Origin of the sequence: Ancylobacter moscoviensis (assembly GCF_007559435.1) — a bacterium.
In the GTDB taxonomy this organism is placed as follows: domain Bacteria; phylum Pseudomonadota; class Alphaproteobacteria; order Rhizobiales; family Xanthobacteraceae; genus Ancylobacter; species Ancylobacter moscoviensis.
Genome location: NZ_VMBP01000001.1, coordinates 1016678 through 1032111, shown reverse-complemented (window position 1 = coordinate 1032111; position 15434 = coordinate 1016678). Strand labels below are relative to the sequence as shown.

The 15434-nt window shown below is 69.6% G+C and carries 14 protein-coding genes; 4 read left to right on the top strand and 10 right to left on the bottom strand.

Annotated elements, in window-relative coordinates; genetic code table 11:
- Positions 1-9: 9 nt before the first annotated feature.
- The 5 genes from ccoG to ccoN all read right to left on the bottom strand — a co-directional run bounded on the left by ccoG (position 10) and on the right by ccoN (position 5096).
- Entirely contained in the window at positions 10-1479 is a 1470-nt protein-coding gene (gene ccoG, locus FO470_RS04785; RefSeq protein WP_144341734.1) for a cytochrome c oxidase accessory protein CcoG, read from the bottom strand.
- Between the two features lie 159 nt (positions 1480-1638).
- Positions 1639-2523 carry a cytochrome-c oxidase, cbb3-type subunit III gene (gene ccoP, locus FO470_RS04780; RefSeq protein ID WP_144341733.1) on the bottom strand — a complete coding sequence of 295 codons (885 nt, stop codon included), beginning with the start codon at positions 2521-2523 and terminating at the stop codon, positions 1639-1641.
- A gap of 2 nt (positions 2524-2525) precedes the next feature.
- Positions 2526-2681: a cbb3-type cytochrome c oxidase subunit 3 gene (locus FO470_RS04775; protein ID WP_144341732.1), complete on the bottom strand. Its 156-nt coding sequence runs from the start codon at positions 2679-2681 to the stop codon at positions 2526-2528.
- Between the two features lie 10 nt (positions 2682-2691).
- Complete coding sequence (gene ccoO / locus FO470_RS04770; RefSeq protein ID WP_144341731.1) at positions 2692-3447, bottom strand: cytochrome-c oxidase, cbb3-type subunit II; 756 nt, start codon at positions 3445-3447, stop codon at positions 2692-2694.
- An 11-nt stretch (positions 3448-3458) separates the two neighbouring features.
- Positions 3459-5096 (bottom strand): cytochrome-c oxidase, cbb3-type subunit I, encoded by a 1638-nt coding sequence (gene ccoN / locus FO470_RS04765; RefSeq protein WP_144342067.1) that lies wholly within the window; start codon positions 5094-5096, stop codon positions 3459-3461.
- A 379-nt stretch (positions 5097-5475) separates the two neighbouring features.
- On the opposite strand from ccoN, the gene FO470_RS04760 reads away from it, so the two are divergent.
- The 4 genes from FO470_RS04760 to cysG all read left to right on the top strand — a co-directional run bounded on the left by FO470_RS04760 (position 5476) and on the right by cysG (position 8871).
- Positions 5476-5775 carry a hypothetical protein gene (locus tag FO470_RS04760; protein WP_144341730.1) on the top strand — a complete coding sequence of 100 codons (300 nt, stop codon included), beginning with the start codon at positions 5476-5478 and terminating at the stop codon, positions 5773-5775.
- Positions 5776-5890: 115 nt separating this feature from the next.
- A complete protein-coding gene (gene msrA, locus FO470_RS04755; RefSeq protein ID WP_144341729.1) occupies positions 5891-6544 on the top strand; it encodes a peptide-methionine (S)-S-oxide reductase MsrA in 654 nt (217 codons plus the stop codon).
- A 226-nt stretch (positions 6545-6770) separates the two neighbouring features.
- Positions 6771-7268 (top strand): TIGR00645 family protein, encoded by a 498-nt coding sequence (locus FO470_RS04750; RefSeq protein ID WP_144341728.1) that lies wholly within the window; start codon positions 6771-6773, stop codon positions 7266-7268.
- 88 nt (positions 7269-7356) lie between these two features.
- Positions 7357-8871 carry a siroheme synthase CysG gene (gene cysG / locus FO470_RS04745; RefSeq protein WP_144341727.1) on the top strand — a complete coding sequence of 505 codons (1515 nt, stop codon included), beginning with the start codon at positions 7357-7359 and terminating at the stop codon, positions 8869-8871.
- Between the two features lie 62 nt (positions 8872-8933).
- Here the strand turns inward: cysG and hisG are convergent, their stop codons facing one another.
- The 5 genes from hisG to FO470_RS04720 all read right to left on the bottom strand — a co-directional run bounded on the left by hisG (position 8934) and on the right by FO470_RS04720 (position 15394).
- A complete protein-coding gene (gene hisG, locus FO470_RS04740; RefSeq protein WP_144341726.1) occupies positions 8934-9917 on the bottom strand; it encodes an ATP phosphoribosyltransferase in 984 nt (327 codons plus the stop codon).
- Positions 9914-11047 (bottom strand): ATP phosphoribosyltransferase regulatory subunit, encoded by a 1134-nt coding sequence (locus FO470_RS04735; RefSeq protein WP_144341725.1) that lies wholly within the window; start codon positions 11045-11047, stop codon positions 9914-9916. Before FO470_RS04735 ends, hisG begins: the two co-directional genes overlap by 4 nt.
- Positions 11048-11685: 638 nt before the next feature.
- Positions 11686-13230, bottom strand: a complete 1545-nt coding sequence (gene hisS / locus FO470_RS04730; RefSeq protein ID WP_144341724.1) for a histidine--tRNA ligase — start codon at positions 13228-13230, stop codon at positions 11686-11688.
- Positions 13231-13310: 80 nt separating this feature from the next.
- Positions 13311-14108, bottom strand: coding sequence for a phosphonoacetaldehyde hydrolase (gene phnX, locus FO470_RS04725; RefSeq protein WP_144341723.1), 798 nt, complete (start codon positions 14106-14108; stop codon positions 13311-13313).
- A 152-nt stretch (positions 14109-14260) separates the two neighbouring features.
- Positions 14261-15394 (bottom strand): TIGR03364 family FAD-dependent oxidoreductase, encoded by a 1134-nt coding sequence (locus FO470_RS04720; RefSeq protein WP_144341722.1) that lies wholly within the window; start codon positions 15392-15394, stop codon positions 14261-14263.
- Positions 15395-15434 lie beyond the last annotated feature (40 nt).

Here is a 15434-nt window from a genome sequence, read left to right as displayed (position 1 = left end):
GGAGGGGCCTCAGGGGCCCTTGAAATGGTCGGGAGCCGAGCTGGTCTCGCCGCCGGCCACATCGGCGATGTGGAAGGTGACGTCGAGCGACGCGTTGGCCGGCAGCCTGGCGTGGGTGGAGACGAGGGCGCGCAGCTCGTAGGTCTGGTCGGGGCCGACCTCGACCACCGGCTGGCCATTCTCGGTCTCGGCGATGCCGCCGGCAATCTCCAGCCGGGCCTCCGGCACGCCCTCGACCGAGATGGCGAAGCGGCGCGGCATCGGCTGCTTGTTGACGATGCGCAGCGTGTAGGCGTTGCGGATCGAGCCGTCGGAAAGCTGGACGAAGAGCGGGTTGCGGTCGTGGATCACGGACACGCCTTCCGAGCCGCGCGTCGCCAGCGCCGCCACCATGATGCCGCCGACCACGGCGATCAGCGCGGTGTAGAGCACGGTGCGGGCGCGGAACAGCTTGCGCACCGGCGGCAGGCCCTTCTGCCGGCGCTGGACGTTCATCTCGGTGTCGTAGGCGATCAGGCCGGCCGGGCGGCCGACCTTCTTCATCACCGTGTCGCAGGCGTCGATGCACAGGCCGCACTGGATGCAGTCGAGCTGGCTGCCGAGCCGGATATCGACCCCGGTCGGGCAGGCGGCGACACACTGGCGGCAATCCACGCAGTCGCCGGCGGGCAGGCCCTGCAGCTTAAGCGCCTCGGCCTTCTTGAAGGAGTTGCGCGGCTCGCCCCGGTCGTAGCGATAGGTGACGTTGAAGGCGTATTCGTCGGTCAGCGCGGCCTGGATGCGCGGCCACGGGCACATATAGGTGCACACCTGCTCGCGCATGTGGCCGGCGAGCACATAGGTGGTGAAGGTGAGGATGCCGATCCACGCATAGGCGACCAGCGGCGCGGTGCCGGTGAAGAGCTGCCAGACCAGGGTGGGCGCGTCGGCGAAGTAGAGCACCCAGGCGCCGCCGGTCCACCACGCCACCATCAGCCAGAGGAAGTGCTTGGAGGCGGCCTCGAACGCCCGCTGCGCCTTCGAGGCGTTCTTCTGCTTCTCGCGGCGCTCGCGCGGATCGCCCTCGACCATGCGCTCAATCGCCTGGAAGAGGTCCGTCCACACGGTCTGCGGGCAGAGATAGCCACACCACAGGCGCCCGGCGACCGCGTTCATCAGGAACAGGACCAGCGCGGCGAGGATGAGCAGGCCGGTGACGTAGTAGATTTCCTGCGGCCAGATCTCGATGAAGAAGAAGTAGAACCGGCCGTTGGCGAGGTCGACGAGCACAGCCTGCGACGGCGCGTTCGGCCCGCGGTCCCAGCGCACGAAGGGCAGCAGGTAGTAGATGCCCAGCGTGATGACGAGCAGCGCCCACTTGATGCGCCGGAACGTGCCGTGCACGGCGATCGGGTAGATCTTGCGCCGGGCTTCGTAGAGCGGGGCGTCGTCGACGCCCCCGTCGGCTTCGAGCTTCTGCACCTTGGTCGCCACGTTCATGTCCGTCCCCGACGTCTCGCCTGCCGACGCCTGCCTGTAGGTTTTCTAAACCCGGCGGCCGGAAGCGTTCATCCGGGGCTTGCCGGGCGGAAAAATGCTTATGCGGCGGGACGTCGCTGGGACGCCCCGCCGCATAGCCTCAACCGCCCCGCGCACCCGCTACCTGCCGCCCCCGAGCGAATGTACGTAGACGGTGAGCGCCTTGACCGTCGTCGGGTCGAGGCGTCCGGCCCAGGCCGGCATGATGCCGGCGCGACCGTTGGTGATGGACGCGATCACGTTGTCGCGGCCCGAACCGTAGAGCCAGATGCCGTCCGTCAGGTTGGGGGCGCCGAGCTCCGGGTTCCCCTTGCCGTCCGGCCCGTGGCAGGCGGCGCAGTTGGCGTCGAAGACCTCCTTGCCCTTGGCGAGGTCCGGCGTCACGCCCTGCGGCACCGGCAGGTTCGAGAGCGAGCGGACATAGTCGGCCACCGCCACGACCTCCGGCCGCGGGAGGATGCCGTCGCGCCCGAAGGCCATCATGTCGCCGACATGCGCGTCCGGATCGGTCGAGCGGATGCCGTGCAGGATGGTCTGCTGGATCTGCTCCAGCGAGCCGCCCCACAACCAGTCGTCGTCGTTCAGGTTCGGATAGCCCGGCGAGCCGGCCGCGCCCGAGCCGTGGCAGGGCGCGCAGTTGTCGCCGAAGGCGGCGCGGCCCTGGGCGCGGGCGAAGGACAGCAGCTCGGGATTGCTCTCGATCTCCGTCAGCGAGGCCGCCGCCAGCTTGTCGGCGAACACCGCGCGCTGGGCGCGCAGGTCGGCAAGCTGCACCTGCACCGCGTCGCGCGACTTCCAGCCGAGCACGCCGTAGGTGTAGCTGCTCACCAGCGGCCAAGCCGGATAGGCGATCCAGTACAGGACCGCCCAGACGATGCAGGCGTAGAAGGTCCAGAGCCACCAGCGCGGCAGCGGGTTGTTCAGCTCGCGAATGCCGTCCCACTCGTGGCCGGTCGTCGAGACGCCGCTGACCGCGTCCACCTCGTTCTTGTGAATGTCGGCCATGATCAGTCCTCGCGCAAAGGCATGCGGGCGGCTTCCTCGAACTGCTTCTTGCGCCTGGGAGACAGCGCGTAGGCGACGACGCAGAGGAAGATGCCGACGAAGTACAGAAGCCCCCAGGTCTGGGCGAACTCGGCGAGGGCGCGATAGGTCTCGTTCATCCCGGCCTCCTCAGCGGATGTTTGCCTTGTCGTCGTAGAGCTTGAAGTCGACCATCGTGCCGAGCGCCTGCAGATAGGCGATCAGGGCGTCGGCCTCGGTCAGCTCCCGCGGATTGCCGTCGAAGTCGCGTACCTGCGCGCCCGGATAGCGCTTCTGCAATTCGGCCACGTCGCCGTCGGGCGTCGCCTGCAGGCGTAGGTCGGTGAGCGCGCCGGCGATCATCTCCTCGGTGTAGGGCACGCCGAGCACGGCGTTGACCTTGAGATCCTCGCCGATGTGGTCGGCCTTCAGCCGGGTCTGCGCCAGGAAAGGATAGCCGGGCATGATCGAGCCCGGCACCACCGAGCGCGGATCGGCGAGATGCTGGCGCTGCCACTCGTCGGAATATTTGTTGCCGACGCGGGCGAGATCCGGCCCGGTGCGCTTGGAGCCCCACTGGAACGGCCGGTCGTACATGCTCTCGGCCGCCAGCGAGTAGTGGCCGTAGCGCTCGACCTCGTCGCGGAGCGGGCGGATCATCTGCGAGTGGCAGTTGTAGCAGCCCTCGCGGATGTAGATGTTGCGCCCGGCCAGCTCCAGCGGCGTCCAGGGACGCACGCCGGAGACCTTCTCGATGGTGCTCTTCAGGTAGAAGAGCGGCACGATCTCGACGAGGCCGCCGATCGCGACCACGATCAGGATGCCGATCAGCAGCCAGATCGAGTTCTTCTCGAGGAAGGCGTGCTTGGCCCAGATCGACTTCTTGGGTGCGGCTGCCTCAGCCATGGTGTTGGTCCTCACTCAGCCGGCACGAGGGAAGGATTGGCCCGCACGCCGGTATCGGCCTCAGCCGTCTCAGGCTCGCGGATGGTCATGTAGATGTTGAAGGCCATCAGCAGGGCGCCGATCAGGAACAGCACGCCGCCCACCGCGCGGATGATGTAGAAGGGGTGCATCGCCTCGACGGTCTCGATGAAGGAGTATTCGAGGAAACCGAGCGAGGTGTAGGCCCGCCACATCAGGCCCTGCAGGATGCCCGCCACCCACATCGCCGAGATGTAGAAGACGATGCCGATGGTGGAGATCCAGAAGTGCCAGTTCACCAGCTTGAGCGAGTAGAGCTGCTTCTTGTTCCACAGCCACGGCACCAGGCAGTAGACGGCGCCGAAGGAGATGTAGGCGACCCAGCCCAGCGCACCGGAATGCACGTGGCCGATGGTCCAGTCGGTGTAGTGGGACAGCGAGTTCACCGCCTTCACCGACATCATCGGGCCTTCGAAGGTCGACATGCCGTAGAAGGCGACCGACACCACCATCATGCGCAGCACGGGGTCGGTGCGCAGCTTGTCCCAGGCGCCGGAGAGCGTCATCAGGCCGTTGATCATGCCGCCCCAGCTCGGCATCCACAGGATGATCGAGAAGGTCATGCCCAGCGTCTGCGCCCAGTCCGGCAGCGCCGTGTAGTGCAGGTGGTGGGGACCGGCCCAGATGTAGATGAAGATCAGCGCCCAGAAGTGGACGATGGAGAGCCGGTAGGAATAGACCGGCCGGTCCGCCCGCTTGGGGATGAAGTAGTACATGATGGCGAGGAAGCCGGCGGTGAGGAAGAAGCCCACCGCGTTGTGGCCGTACCACCACTGCACCATCGCGTCCTGCACGCCCGACCAGACGATGTAGGACTTGGGCGAGAACACCGACACCGGGATGCTGGCGTTGTTGCCGAGGTGCAGCATGGCGATGGTGACGATGAACGCCAGGTAGAACCAGTTCGCCACGTAGATGTGCGGCTCCCGGCGGCGCCAGATGGTAGCCAGGAACACGAGCAGGTAGGCCACCCACACGACGGTCAGCCACAGGTCGGCGTACCATTCGGGCTCGGCATATTCCTTCGACTGGGTGATGCCCAGCAGATAGCCCGTGCCGGCGATGACGATGAAGAAGTTGTAGCCCAGCACCACGAACCATGGCGCCAGATAGCCGGCGAGCCGGGCGCGCGAGGTGCGCTGCACCACGTAGAACGAGGTGCCGATCAGCACGTTGCCGCCGAAGGCGAAGATCACCGCCGAAGTGTGCAGCGGGCGCAGCCGGCCGAACGCCGTCCAGGGCAGGTCGAAGTTGAGCGCCGGGAAGGCGAGCTGGAAGGCGATGATCACGCCGATCGTGAAGCCGGCGATGCCCCAGAACACCGCCGCGATGGTGGCGAACTTCACCGGGCCGAAATTGTAGTTCGGCTTGCCGTCGATCTCGAGCGGCGGCAGCGCCGCCGGACGGTCGACATAGCGGTTCAGGATGACGAACACCGCCGCGATGCTGGCGAAGGCCGAGAGATAGGCGTGGAAGGCATAAGCCGTATCCTGCGCCTTGGCCGCGATCGTGATGCACGACAGCGCGAGGATGGCGAAGACGATGGCAAGGCCGCCCTCGCCGAACGTCATCTTCTTGCGGCCCGACTGATCGACGCCCGGCTCGGTGGCGCCCGAACCGCTGACCTCTTGCCCGTCGGAGCTGTTTAGCTGGCTCATGCGACCCTCCAGGTTCCGATCGGGTGATCTGGAACGACTCCATATTCGGGCCGAGCTTTTGCGCCGCGCGGGCGCCGCAACCTTGATTCAAATCAAGGCTAAGGGTCTTCACGGACACGCGAGGCGGCGGCTGAATGACGCGGCGGCACGCCTCCGGCGATCCTGCCTTCCGCGCCCGGCGGCGGGCACCGGAGGGCGCGCGGACCGGATACGGCCTTGCGGCGCCTCGGCGATGGCGTCTAAGAGGGGACAGTGGCGCCGTGTTCCGGCGCCCCGGGGACAAGGCCGGCGCATGATCCGTTTCCTCTTCCGCTTCGTGGGTCTTTGGATTCTCGCCGGCGCCTTCGTCGCGCTGGTGCTGGACGGGGTGCGCTCCATCGCCTCCTCGGAGATCGTCACCACGCCGCTCGGCGTCACCTGGCTCGCCACCAGCCCGGACTCGCTGACGCGCTTCCAGTCCTTCGTGGAGACGCGGGTGTCGGCGGGTGTCTGGGAAACGCTCGTCGTGCCGGTGCTCGGCGCCCCTCTCTTCGTGGTGGCGGGCGTGCTCGGCCTGCTGCTCATGCTCATCGGCCGCCCCAGGGCGGTGTAATTGGCGGCGGGCAGCAGCCTGACCGGCCCGAACGCGACGGCGTGAACGGGCGCGCCCCTCGAAAGACCGGCCCGCAATGCCTACATTGGGGTCAACCAAACGAGGGATGTTCCCCATGTTCTTCTTCAAGAAGAGTCTCGACCTGCCCACGCCGGAGCAGGCCCTGCCCGGCCGTCCCACCGCGCTGCCCACCGCCGAACGCCACTTCCTCTCGAAGAACCCGCTCAAGGGCCCCTATCCGCAGGGCTTCGGGACCGCGATCTTCGGGCTCGGCTGCTTCTGGGGCGCGGAGCGCAAGTTCTGGCAGACGCCCGGCGTCTGGGTCACGGCCGTCGGCTACATCAACGGCATCACGCCGAACCCGACCTATGAGGAGACCTGCACCGGCCTCACCGGCCATGCCGAAGCGGTGCTGGTGGTCTACGACCCCGCCAAGGTCTCCTACGAGCAACTGCTGAAGCTGTTCTGGGAAAGCCACGACCCGACGCAGGGCATGCGGCAGGGCAACGATGTCGGCACGACCTATCGCTCCGGCATCTACCCGACCTCGCCCGCCCAGCGCACCGCCGCCGAGGCCAGCAAGGCCGCCTATGAGGCCGTGCTGAAGGCCAAGGGCTTCCCGGCGATCACCACCGAGATCGTCGACGCGCCGACCTTCTACTTCGCCGAGGACTACCACCAGCAGTACCTCGCCAAGAACCCGAACGGCTATTGCGGCCTCGGCGGCACCGGCGTCTCCTGCCCCATCGGCACGGGCGTGGCGGCGTAACGTCTCCCGCCGCCTGACAAACACGACGTCATGGCCGGGCTTGTCCCGGCCATCCACGTCTTCCTTCTTTTCCGACTTTTCCGACCTGCGGCAGCCAAGTCGTGAATGCCCGGCCCAAGGCCGGGCATGACGGCGCGCGGGTTGCCCCTCTTCCCTCTTCCCTCTTGCCCACCGCCCCCACGCCATGGCACCCATCTCGCATCAGCGAGAGGAGCCGTCCCGGCGCATGGAAAAGTTCATCGAACGCTTCATCTTTCTCAGCCGCTGGCTGATGGCGCCGTTCTATCTCGGCCTCGTCATCGCGCTGATGGTGCTGCTGTACAAGTTCGGCATCGAGCTGTGGCACTTCGTCAGCCACGCCAGCGCCTTCGACGAGAGCGACACCATCCTCGGCATCCTCGCGCTGGTCGACCTCACCTTCACCGGCAGCCTCGTCATCATCGTCATCTTCTCCGGCTACGAGAACTTCGTCTCCAAGATCGACGCCGAGGGCCATGCCGACTGGCCGGAATGGATGACCAAGGTCGACTTCTCCGGCCTCAAGCAGAAGCTGCTGGCCTCCATCGTCGCCATCTCCGCCATCGCCCTGCTCAAGGCGTTCATGAATCTCGACCGCGGGGTGGACGAGAAGGAGCTGACCTGGCTGGTCATCATCCACATCGTCTTCGTCATCTCCGGCATCGTGCTGGCCTGGACCGACAGGCTGTCGGAAAAGAGCCACTGACATATTTCCACCTGATATCCGGTATTGACTTCAATAAACGCGGAGTACGTGTAATAAGCCGACCATCTTGTCACCGCCGATGGGACGCATGACCGAGGACGAATCCGCCCCCAGCCCCGCCGAGCGCCGCGCCCGAACCACCGGCGCGCGCATGTCCGCGCTCGCCCGGCTGCCGGTGTTCTTCGCCCTGCAGGGCCGGCGCGTCGCGCTGGCGGGCGGGTCCGAAGCGGCGGCGTGGAAAGCGGAGCTGCTCTCCGCCGCCGGCGCCGAGGTGGTGGTGTTCGCCCCCGAGCCCTGCGAGGACCTCGCCGCCCTCGCCGCCGCGCCGCCGGCCGGGCCGATCCGGCTGGTCGCCCGCGGCTGGACGCCGGACGATCTCGCCGGCGCCGCGCTCGCCATCGGCGCCATCGAGGACGATGCGGAGGGCGAGCGCTTCGCGCGGGCCGCCCGCGACCGGGGCGTGCCGGTCAATGTCGTCGACAAGCCGGCCTTCTGCGACTTTGCCTTCGGCGCCATCGTCAACCGCTCGCCGCTGGTCGTCGGCATCTCGACCGACGGCGCCGCGCCGGTGTTCGGCCAGGCGGTGCGGGCCAAGATCGAGGCGGTGATCCCGCAGGGCTTCCGGCGCTGGGCCGAGGCCGCGCGCGGCTGGCGCCCGGCGGTCGCCGCGCTCGCCCTGTCCCATCAGGGCCGCCGCCGCTTCTGGGAACGCTTCACCGAGGCCGCGCTGGAGACCCCGGAGGCCGGGCCGTCGCCGGAATTGCGCGAGGACCTGCTCGCCCGCGCCGAGGCCGAGCGCGTGGAGGCGCCGCGCGGCTCGGTGGCGCTGGTCGGCGCCGGGCCGGGCGATCCGGAACTGCTCACCCTGAAAGCGGTGCGCGTGCTGCAGTCGGCGGACGTGGTGCTCTATGACGATCTCGTCGCCCCGGCGGTGCTGGACGTCGCCCGCCGCGAGGCGAAAAAGATGCTGGTCGGCAAGACCGGCTACAAGCCTTCCTGCAAGCAGGACGACATCAACGCGCTGATGGTGTCGCTGGCGAAGCAGGGCAAGCGCGTGGTGCGGCTGAAGGGCGGCGACCCGATGGTGTTCGGCCGTGCCGGCGAGGAGATCTCCGCCGCCCGCGCCGCCGGAATCCCGGTCGAGGTGGTGCCGGGCATCAGCGCCGCGCAGGGCGCCGCCAGCCGGCTCGCCGTCTCGCTGACCCATCGCGACCATGCCCGGCGGCTGCAGTTCATCACCGCGCATGCCCGCGACGGCAAGCTGCCGCGCGACCTCGACTGGCAGGCGCTGGCCGATCCCGCCGCCACCACCGTGGTCTACATGCCCCAGCGCACCTGGGGCGAACTGGCGGAAAGAGCGATGGCCGCCGGCCTGGATCCTCATGTGCCTGCCCTCGCCGTCTTCTCCGCCACCCGGCCCGAAGAGTTCCGGGTGGTCGCCACCGTCTCGACGCTCAAGGATAAGCTCGATACGGCGGTGGCGGATAAGTCGGCGGCGGGGAAGGCCGTCGGCCCCTGCCTGATCCTGTTCGGCCACGCCATGGGCGAGGCGGCAGTGTTCGCGGCGGAGGTCGGGGACGAGGCGCAGGCGGCGCGGGGCTAAACCCCATTCACCGTCATCCCCGGATCAAGTCCGGGCATGACGTGGCGAAAGGCGGCGAAGTCCTACCCGATCTTCGCTTCCAGCTTCTCGTAGAGCGGGTTCTCGGCCGCGAACACGTAGTCCAGCGGACCGACGGAAACCGTCGCCGCGCCCTGCTCGCGCAGGAAGACCGCCAGCCCGTGCAGCGTGTCCGGCGGGCAGTGCAGCGTGACCATGCCCGAGGAGGTCGGCGCGCCGAAGGGCGCCACGGCGCGGAAGCGGCGCACCGCCTCGGCGACGACCGCGCTGTCGCAGGCGGGAAAGCGCGTCTTCACCTCGCGCATCGTCGCCGCGCGCTTGGCTGCCGTCACCCGGTCGAGCAGGGCGCGGGCGGACGCCTTCGCCTCGGCGCTCCAGTCGGCGTGGAGCGAGGCGACGAGGTTCGCCTCCGAGCGCAGGATGACGCCGTCGTCGATCACCTTCAGCGCGTTGGCGGCGAGCGTCGAGCCGGTGGTGGTGATGTCGACGATCAGCTCCGCCGTGCCGGCCGCCGGGGTGCCCTCGGTGGCGCCGAGACTTTCCACGATGCGGTAGTCGACGATGCCGTGGCGGGCGAAGAAGGCGCGGGTGAGGTTCAGATACTTGGTCGCCACCCGCACGCGCCGGCCGCGCGTGGCGTGGAAATGCGTCGCCACGTCGTCGAGGTCGCGCATGGTGCGCACGTCGATCCATGCCTGCGGCACCGCCACCACGACATTGGCGTGGCCGAAGCCCAGCCCCTCGACCAGCAGCACCTTGGTGTCGGCGTCGGAGATGTTCTCCCGCACCAGATCCTCGCCGGTGACGCCGAGATGCACCGCGCCGGAGGCGAGCTGGCTGGCGATCTCGGAGGCGGAGAGATAGGCGACCTCCACCCCCTCCACGCCCGACAGCGTGCCGCGATAGTCGCGCACGCCGCGCGACTGCGTCATCGCCATGCCGGCGCGGGCGAAGAAGGCGGTGGCGTTTTCCTGCAGCCGGCCCTTGGAGGGCACGGCGACGATGAGGGGCGAGCCGTTGCTGGTCATAGGCGGGCCTCCACCGCATCGAGCCGGGCGAGCCAGACGGCGAAGCCGACCGCCGGGATCGGCTCGGCCGCGCCAAGCCGCGCCAGCAGCCCGTCATAGCGCCCGCCGGCCACCAGCGGCGCGGAAAGCCCGCCTTCTCCCGCGCCGTTCTCGTGCAGCTCGAACACCATGCCGCTGTAATAGTCGAGCGGACGGCCGAAGGCGGTGGCGAAGGACAGGCGCTCCACCTCGATGCCCTGCGCGGCGATGAAATTGGTCCGGCTCTCGAAGGCGTCGAGGGCGGCGTTGAGGTCGAGGCGCGCCTCGTCGGCCAGCGCCCGCAGCGCCGCGGCGGCCACGTCCGGGTTGCCCCGGACGGCGAGGTAGCGCTCCATGACCGCGATCTTCTCGGCCGACAGCCCTTCGGCGTCACCGGGGGCCGCCTGTTCGAGGAAGCGTTCGGCGATCTCGGAGACGCTGCGTCCGCCCACCGTCGAGATGCCGGCGATGGAGAGCAGGTCCGTCACCAGCGCGCGGGCCGCCGCCGGGTCGGAGCCGGCGAGCGCCGAGAGCACGCCGGCATGGGCGGTGACGCCGCCCTCGGCCGGGTGCTGCTTCAGCGTCGCGAGATCGGCGCCGAGATTGCCGGAGCGGGCGAAATCCTTGATCAGCCGCCGCCGCCAGCCGGGCGGCAGGTCGAGCGCGTCGAGCAGGGTGGCGAACAGCCCGGCATCGCCCAGGCGGATGGTCGGATCGACCACGCCCCACAGCGCCGCCGTCTCCAGCCCCAGCGCCAGCAGCTCGGCGTCCGCCGCCTCGCGGTCCGGCCGGCCGAAGGATTCGACGCCCGCCTGCTGCACCTCGCCCTCCGCGACGTCGGAGCGGAACACCGGGCCGAGATAGGCGAAATCGCGCGGCTGGGCGGCGCCGTCGGCGATGTAGTGCCGGCAGACCGGCAGGGTGAGGTCCGGCCGCAGGCACAGCTCGCGCCCGTCCGGATCGGTGGTGATGAACATGGTGCGCCGCATCTCCTCGCCGGAAAGGTCGAGGAAGGCATCGGCGGGCTGAAGCACCGGCGGCTCGACGCGCGCGAAGCCGGCACGCGCATAGAGCGCGAGCAGTTCCTCGGCGTGGCTGGGGGCGGCGGGCATGCGTCGGGTCCGGTCTGCTATTTCGGGAGCGCTGGAAACGCTGCGCGCTTCTAGCAAAGGGGACCCGCCGGGTCCATGCGCGGGAGATGACATGGTTTCCGTCACGGACGGCCCGGCCGGGCGCCCGGCGTCCCGCGCGGGCAGCACGAAAAACTCCGGCGCCCGGCGGCGACGGAGGGACGGGTCGTCCGCCCCTTGCAGGAAGGGGCGTGCGGGGCGCCGGTGCCAACGCTCCGGCGGTCGCCTGCACCGTTGAGAAAAGTGGTGCAAGCTTTTGGTCAACCAACCGACGCGCCGCCGCCGGCGCCCCGCACGCGGTGTTTGAGGCTTGCTCCCTGCGGCCCCCGGAGGACGTACCGTTGCTATCCTCCGCTGCGGGGCATCCGCCCGCCGGCGAACCGGCGCGCGCCGCCCCAGTGACCCGCGGACGGCGGGCCGGGAACGCACGGCTTGGGCCGCCATGCGCAGAGAGGCGTTAGATCCCCCCGCACGGCCACCGCCCCCTGTCCCGCGCGAGCCGGCCGCTCCGGTTGCGCCCCCTCCTCGGGACAAGGTGACGCGATTATCGCGCAGGTCGCGGGGGGTGCGGATAAATCGGGCGATAAAGGCTCACCGGAACGGGAGGGAGCCGGGCTCCTTCAGCCGAGCGCCGCCCCGTGCGGCACGCCGTGGTGATCCAGCACCTCGCGGACCTTGGCGACCAGCTCGGCCTCGCGGCAGGAGAACTGCGCCGGCCGGCTCTCGCGCCATTCGGCGTTGTCGGTGATGGCGGCGGCGGCCTTGGCGCCCTCGATCAGATCCTTGATCTGCACCTCGCCCGCCGCCCGCTCGTCCGAGCCCTGGATGACGACGCAGGGGCTGTTGCGGCGGTCGGCATATTTGAACTGGTTGCCGAGATTCTTCGGGTTGCCGAGATACATCTCGGAGCGGATGCCCGCCGACCGGAGCTGCGCGACGAGGCCCATGTAATGGGCGGCCTCGTCGCGATCCATGACGACGACCACCACCGGGCCGAACTCCGGCTGCTCCGCGCTCTTGAGATAGGACAGAGCGGAGGCGAGGCGCGAGACGCCGATGGAAAAGCCCGTGGCCGGCACCGCCTCGCCACGGAAACGGCCGACGAGCCCGTCATAGCGCCCGCCGCCGCCGACCGAGCCGAAGCGCACCGGGCGGCCCTTCTCGTCCTTCACCTCGAAGGTCAGCTCGGCCTCGAAGACCGGGCCGGTGTAGTATTCGAGGCCGCGCACGACGGAGGGGTCGACCTTCACCCGGCCCTCATAGCCGGCGGCCTTCACCAGCCGAGCGATCTCGGCGAGCTCGTCCATGCCCTGGCGGAAGGAATCGCTGGAGACCAGCGCCGCCGCCGCGCCGACATCCCCGGCGATCTCCACCTGCACGCCCTCGCCGGTGGCGGAGACGCCGCCATTGCCGTCGAGCGTGGCGAGCACGATGCGCGCCTGCCGCTCGTCGAGCCCCGCGCCCTTGGTGAAGTCGCCGCTCTTGGCCGCCGGGTTCTCCCAGCGCCCCTCGCCCAGCAGGTCGCGCACGCCGGCGATGCCGACCTTGTCGAACTTGTCGATGGCGCGCAGCACGGTCAGCCGGCGGCCGGCATTCTCCTCGCCGCCGAGGCCGATGGCCTCCATCACGCCGTCGAGCACCTTGCGGTTGTTGACCTTGATCACATAGTCGCCGCGCGCGATGCCCAGCGCCTCCAGCGTGTCGGCCATCATCATGCAGATCTCGGCGTCGGCGGCGACGGTGGGGGCGCCCACCGTGTCGGCGTCGAACTGCATGAACTGGCGGAAGCGGCCGGGGCCGGGCTTCTCGTTGCGGAACACCCAGCCGGCCCGGTAGGAGCGGAAGGGCTTGGGCAGCCGGTCGAAATTCTCCGCCACGTGGCGGGCGAGCGGAGCGGTCAGGTCGTAGCGCAGCGACAGCCACTGCTCGTCGTCGTCCTGGAAGGAGAACACGCCCTCGTTCGGCCGGTCCTGATCGGGCAGGAACTTGCCGAGCGCGTCGGTGTACTCGATGAACGGCGTCTCCAGCGCCTCGAAGCCGTAGAGCTCATAGACCTTGCGGATGGTCTCCAGCATGGACCGCGTCGCGGCGAGCTCCGCCGGGCCGCGATCGGCGAAACCGCGCGGCATGCGCGCCTTGAGCTTGCTGGGCTTGTCCTTGGCCATGGTGAGGCGCCGTCCTTCACGAATGATGGCGCGGGTTTAGAGGATGGGGGACGGCGCGGCAACTGGCGGGGCGCGATGCCTCAGGGCCGCAGCCCCGCCGCGAGCCGGGCCTCGATGGCGTCCAGCACCGGGAGCAGGTCCGCCACCGTGTCGATGACGAAATGCGCGCCGGCCGCCTGGAGACGGTCCGAGGCGCGCTTGCGCAGCGCGGCGCGCTCGTCGGGCGGCAGGTGGTCGAGCTCGGTCTTGGACAGGCCGGCCGCGTTGCCCGACAGGGCGAGGCCCACCGTCCAGGTGCCGGCCGCCAGCCCCTCGGCGATGCCGGGCTCGGTGTCATCCAGCTTCACGCAGGCCGAGGGCGGCCACACCCCGATATCGGCGAAGGTGCGGTACATCATGAGGGGCGAAGGCCGCCCGGCGGCGAGGTCGCCGGCGCAGACCACGTTGTCCGGGGCGTAGCCGGCGCTCGCCGCGAGCGGCATCAGCTTGTCCATGATCGGGCGGGTATAGCCCGTGGTGGAGCCGATCCTCATGCCGCGCCGGCGCGCCTCGGCGACGACGTCGAGAAGGCCGGGGATGAGGTCCGCGTGGCGCGGGATCACCTCGACGTTCAGGGGCTCGAAGATGGCGAGCACGCGGTCGACATCCGCTTCCGTCGGCGCGGCGCCATGGGCCGCCTGCCAGCGCGCGGCGACCGGCGGGCTGTAGAGAAGCGCCGCCACATGGTCGCGCTTGGGCAGGCCCATCGGCCCGCGCGCCTCGTCGATGGAGATCGTCACGCCCACCTGCGCGAAGGCCTCGACGAAGGCGCCCATCGGCGCGCGCGAACCGAAATCGACCGCCGTGCCGGCCCAGTCGAGAATGAGCGCCTTGAGCATCCGTCTTCCCCATTGCTTACGTGCGAGGCCACCACACCAAGCGTCGTCATGGCCGGGCTTGTCCCGGCCATCCACGCCTTCGCGGCCTGGCTCCCGGTCAAAGTCGTGGATCCCCGGCACAAGGCCGGGGATGACGTGGTTCTTCGTCGAATTCAGTCGAACAGCTCCGCCACCGCCTCCTCGGCCAGGGCGAAGCCGGTGGAGGCGCCGGTGCCGCTCGTCACCACGACCAGTCGGATGGTGGCGTGCGGCCGGTCGATGAAGGCGAGCCGGTCGGAGGCGGAGGCATAGGTGCCGGTCCAGCGCTCGACCACCTGCTCCGGCCGGCGGCCGAACAGGGCGGCGTATTCGTCCAGGATCAGCTCGTCCACGAAATCGGGCGCGAAGGGATCGGGCGTCGCGGCGTAGTGGTGGCTGTCGCCCACCACCAGCGAGCCGTCCGCCGACTGCACCACGATGAGATGGACGCCGTGCTTCAGGTGTTCGGCCTGCTCGGCTTCGAGGAGGCGCTTCAGCGGCTCGGCCTCGGGCAGCTCGGCATAGCCGAGATAACGGCCGAGCGAGAGATCGGTCATCACCGAGCCCGGCAGCCGCCCGACCTTCGGGTCGGTGACGCGCAGCATGTGCAGCTTGCAGCGGGTGAGGCCGTAGGAGGCGAAACGGTCCTCGAACAGGGTGTGGAAGTCGTCGCCCGGCGCCGCCACGATGCGCGCGGCGGAAATCGTGCCGCCAGAGGTGACGACCTTGCCGGGCTCGATGGCGGTCACCGCCGTCTCGCGGCGGAAGGCGACGCCCTGCGCGGCCAGCCAGGCGGCGAGCTTCGGGATCGCCTCGCGCGATTCCACCCGCATGTCGTGCGGGCTCCACAGCGCGCCGGAGAGCATGCCTTCCAGCGCCGGCAGCCGGCCGCGGGCCTGATCCGGGGTGAGCAGTTCGCAGCCCTCGCCCATCTCCGTCGCCCGGAAGGCTTCCAGAACCGGCAGCGCTTCCGGCCGGCGCACGGCGACCATGAGGCCGCGATGCACCACCTCGATGCCGGCCTGCGGGGCCACCTCGGCCCAGATGTCGCGCGAGCGCATGGCCCGGCGCCAGCATTCGCCCCGCTGCTGGCCGGTGACGGTGACGAAGCCGAAATTGCGCACCGAGGCGCCGTTAGCGCGGGCGTCGCGGTCGATCACCACCGTCTTCAGCCCGCGCCGGCGCGCCGCGATGGCGTGGCCGAGGCCGACGACGCCCGCACCGACGATGGCGAGATCGAAGCTGTCCGAATCGAAGCTGTTCGACATGGGAGCGATCCGGATGGAGGGGCGGGAAAGGGACCGACAC